The sequence below is a fragment of the Clostridia bacterium genome, from assembly GCA_012841935.1.
Lineage (GTDB): Bacteria > Bacillota > Peptococcia > DRI-13 > DTU073 > DUTS01.
Genome location: DUTS01000046.1, coordinates 1 through 3,990, shown reverse-complemented (window position 1 = coordinate 3,990; position 3,990 = coordinate 1). Strand labels below are relative to the sequence as shown.

The 3,990-nt window shown below is 39.2% G+C and carries 6 protein-coding genes and 1 CRISPR repeat array; of the genes, 1 reads left to right on the top strand and 5 read right to left on the bottom strand.

What is annotated here, in order from left to right; translation table 11 throughout:
* The 4 genes from GX687_02685 to GX687_02670 all read right to left on the bottom strand — a co-directional run.
* Positions 1–969 (bottom strand): AmmeMemoRadiSam system protein A (locus GX687_02685; GenBank protein HHX96357.1); only part of this gene is annotated, 969 nt, incomplete at its 3' end.
* Between the two features lie 75 nt (positions 970–1,044).
* Positions 1,045–1,773: a cell wall hydrolase gene (locus GX687_02680; GenBank protein ID HHX96356.1), complete on the bottom strand. Its 729-nt coding sequence runs from the start codon at positions 1,771–1,773 to the stop codon at positions 1,045–1,047.
* A gap of 66 nt (positions 1,774–1,839) precedes the next feature.
* Positions 1,840–2,109, bottom strand: coding sequence for a hypothetical protein (locus GX687_02675; protein HHX96355.1), 270 nt, complete (start codon positions 2,107–2,109; stop codon positions 1,840–1,842).
* A gap of 17 nt (positions 2,110–2,126) precedes the next feature.
* Positions 2,127–2,336 (bottom strand): hypothetical protein, encoded by a 210-nt coding sequence (locus GX687_02670; GenBank protein ID HHX96354.1) that lies wholly within the window; start codon positions 2,334–2,336, stop codon positions 2,127–2,129.
* A gap of 314 nt (positions 2,337–2,650) precedes the next feature.
* On the opposite strand from GX687_02670, the gene GX687_02665 reads away from it, so the two are divergent.
* Complete coding sequence (locus GX687_02665) at positions 2,651–3,412, top strand: hypothetical protein (protein ID HHX96353.1); 762 nt, start codon at positions 2,651–2,653, stop codon at positions 3,410–3,412.
* Positions 3,413–3,515: 103 nt separating this feature from the next.
* Here the strand turns inward: GX687_02665 and GX687_02660 are convergent, their stop codons facing one another.
* Positions 3,516–3,728, bottom strand: coding sequence for a transposase (locus GX687_02660; protein ID HHX96352.1), 213 nt, complete (start codon positions 3,726–3,728; stop codon positions 3,516–3,518).
* 81 nt (positions 3,729–3,809) lie between these two features.
* Positions 3,810–3,968: a CRISPR direct-repeat array (repeat unit 28 nt; unit sequence GGATCACCCCCGCGTATGCGGGAAAGAC).
* Positions 3,969–3,990 lie beyond the last annotated feature (22 nt).

The following is a 3,990-nucleotide window of genomic DNA, read 5'->3' as shown; positions in this document are numbered from 1 at the left end:
CTCAGCTTCTGCGGGGGGTGACAAATATTCACCACTTGTAAGATAATGGGATAAACTCTCCCGTGCTAACCAAACCGGTATAGTAATCTTCTGCATACTTTTTCCTTTTTCCTGCTCCCAAGGAGTAATTATTTCCCTCTCCTTTACCTTTTTCCCTTTTTTTATGGAAGCTACCAAATAACCAACTCCAAAAGGTCCTTCATAGGACAATTCTTCAACTTGAAAAGCATAACCATCTAAGGCACCCAAAGCAATAATTATAGGACGCAAGCCACACTCACCTGCGGCTTCTACCAAAGCTGGATCCACATTTAACAAACGCTTAACAGTACCAGCTAACAAACATTCCCGCAGCAAATTATCAAAAACCGCTCCCTGAGGTGAATAACCGGCCGGAGCACCTTTTTTTAATCGATGTGATAAATCAGCACTAGCCAATAAGACCCAAGAAAAATTCAAGCCCTCCATAGTCTGCCGCAAAACTTTACCCAAATAATATAGTTTTTCATATTCCCAAAAAGCCAGATTAATAATAATTAATTTTCCTCTCCAACCCTGTCGATCAACAAAAGTCAAAGGGACAGTTAAACCGTGATCTAATTGCACATCCAATCCATATTTCTCATAATCCTCCACACCAAAAAGAGCACAGGGAAGGCCGCGTTTTTCTGTCTCCTGCTGAATTAGCTGTGCAAGATCCAAGGCTGGTTCAAACTCAATCTTTACTTCCGGTGCCCCAAAACGTCCTAAATCACCTTTTAAAACTTCCAAACCATTAATAGTTAACAGATCACTAAAGACTGGTCCATGTGGTGTTATCGCAATGATTACTTCTGGAGCAATTTCCTTAACCCGCTTTCCTAATTGTTCCATAGCGGCAAAAGTAGTTTTTACATGAGCAGCTTCTGCCCCTCCTACCTCAGGGAAAACAATCGGCGGATGAGGTGCAATCATAACCTTTTTCAACATCAGGAACACCTGCCTTTCATAATCTATCCTCAATATACTACAAATTTCCATGAGAAGCAAAATATTAAAAAGTTGCTATCCTTCCATGTTATGTTCAATTAAATACCGTACTATTCCAGCATAAATAGACCAGGCTAATTTATCCTGATAAGCCTCATCCTGCAGTAAAATCTCCTCACGAGGATTAGAAAGAAAGCCTAGCTCCACATTTACCATCGGTATTTTACCCCGCTTAAAAATATAGGAAGTAGCATCAGCCTGAGCTTTTCGCGTAGTTTTCCCCGGAAAAGAGGTTAACTCTTCCATTATACATACTGCCAGTTCTTTACTTCCCGGCACAGCCGGTGCATAAAAGGTTTGTGCACCAAACCATCTACTTGCCGGAAAAGCATTACAATGAATGGCCACATATAAATCTTTTCCGGACATTAATTCCACCCTAGCCTGTAAATCAGCCCTTTTTCTAGCTCGGATAGTTTCCTGCTTATTACTTAAAGCCTGATCCTTTTCACGAGTTAAATAAACATTGGCACCACCCTGACTTAATAAAAGAGCTACTTTTTTGGCAACTGCCAAATTAATGTCCTTTTCTAGAACACCCCCTGGACTAACCTTGCCCGGATCCTCTCCCCCATGTCCAGGATCAACCAAAATAGTTTTACCCACTACCGCCCAAGACATCGCTTTTATAGCTGCCCTACTTTCTTTTTCTTGTCCCCAAGCAAAACTCAAAAACAATAAAAAAAGCAAAAACGACAAAGCCATGGTAAATAACCAGTGTTTCCTAAAAAAAAATACATACATCTCCTTCCCCCCCCCCTTAAAAGATATTAGGGTACCTAAAAATGTATGTATTCTCTAAGCCTTCATTTAAGAAATTACGCGTTCTTGAATATATCTTTCCTTATTTTCCAAACCCTCCTGGCTGCCTTTTGCCTGACGAGCACTAGCCAATTGCTCATAATAATAAAGCAAGCCTTTTTTCTCACCCACACTTTTAATACGCCATTGGCCCCGAGGCTTAATACTTTCCTGCAACCTCTTGATTAAAAATTCCACCTTGCCTTTTAATTCCCGGGGTACTTTTTTTCCCTCCAAACTGGCGGTAAGCCTCTCTACCTCACTTATCAATTTTTTCACTTAAATCACCTCACCAGTTAACCTAGATATTCATGTGAAAATTTACAGCTCCCACAGTAATATCTACTCTTTTTTTTACCCAAAGCCCCTCCGACTAAACCAACTGGGCCCAACAAAACCCCACCAATAGCCGCTTTACCAACACTAAACCCTTTATTTTGTGTATCCACCTTTTTCCATTTATCTATTTCCCCACACATGGGACAAGCCATTGGGGCACCAGCCATACTATCTCCCCCCATCATCAATTACTATTTCTTGATCTAGATTAAATTCTCCTGCTTAACTAATTTAAAAAAAGGTTTATTTTCACTCATTCCACCCAAAAAGCATTTTCCCCTAAATTTTCAATTTACAATCCTTCAAATATCAGCTATAACATATAGAATATTATATAAAAGTAAAAATTCTAAACTATTTTCGAGAACGCCGCCGTAAAAAAAACAGGTTAGAGCCAATAATAGCCGAGGATGAACTTAGATTAAGATTAGACAACTCAGAGGTCTCCAAAACAATAATTGAAATTGCCGAAACCGGCAAAATGGCCGATATTGACAAATTAAACAAAGATTTTTTTGAAAGACGCGAGATTATTGCTTCTAAAATTTTTGCAAACACTACAAATCCCGGTGTGGAATATGTACATTCCGGGAGAAAAGGAAAAATATATTTTGCCAGTGTTGATTCCGACTATACCGACAGCCTTTACGCATATGATGTGACTCCACCCATGTTTAATCACCTGATACCGTATTCCTACATAAAAAATCGCCAAAAAGTATATCTCAACGAAGCCTTGTACGTCTTTAATCGTGAACTGCAAAAATTAAACAAAGCGGAAAATTTCTTAACTAAAAACATAAACACAGGGAGACCACTTCTCTTTGTAAGCGAAAACCAAAAAGATAGTGATGGCAGATATATCCCTCAACTAACACACACAACCCCACAAGCAATCCTTAACTCCGTAAAAAAGGAACAAGCATATCTCGTAAACATGTGGGAGAAATTTCAAGAGTATCTTAATGGGCATCTTTACAAATATTATCTTGCTACAAGAGCGGAATCAATCCATAAAAGTCTAGGAGAAAAGGAATTTATGTATAGCAGGTATCCCAATACTACAACTGAATACTTTAATTTACAAAACGAACTTGAAAATGTAGTAAAAACATATCAAGATCTCTACGGCCCAAGTGAGCTTTTGCAAACATGGCTAAATGAGAAACAAGAATCCGGCCAAAAAATGAAAAAAAGAATGAAGCCAAACACAAAACAAAGACAATCCCATATAGACAGATAACGCTCAATAATTCTTAAAGGGCAACACCTTAAAAAGTGTTGCCCTTTAGTTTTTCCCATAATAATGTTTTTTTAAATCTACAAGAAACTTCGCTAAATGCAAGTTAAAGTGAAACTTCTTTTTTTAATTCTTCTACCTTTTTTATAGTTAATTCAGCTCCCTGTGCTACTTTTTCAACTGACAAACCCATCTTCAAAAGATTTATCGCTATTTTCCTTTTGGCATTAAAAAACCCCTGTTGAAGCCCCTTCTGAAGCCCCCGTTGAAGCCCCTTTTCAATTCCCTTTTGTTCTCTTAATTCCAAGATAGTCAAGATGCGTTCCCCCTTTCCTTTCTGATTGAATAATCTCCTCCTCTTTAATTTCCTTTTCCCCAAACGCCTACGATATATCTCATGTATCGGGATCACCCCCGCGTATGCGGGAAAGACTTACGTAATCACTGACCGCCACATGATAGACCAGGATCACCCCCGCGTATGCGGGAAAGACGAGCCGCATTAATTCGGTGGCAGCACTCTACGAGGATCACCCCCGCGTATGCGGGAAAGACGTACCATATCATCGATATTGTGGCGG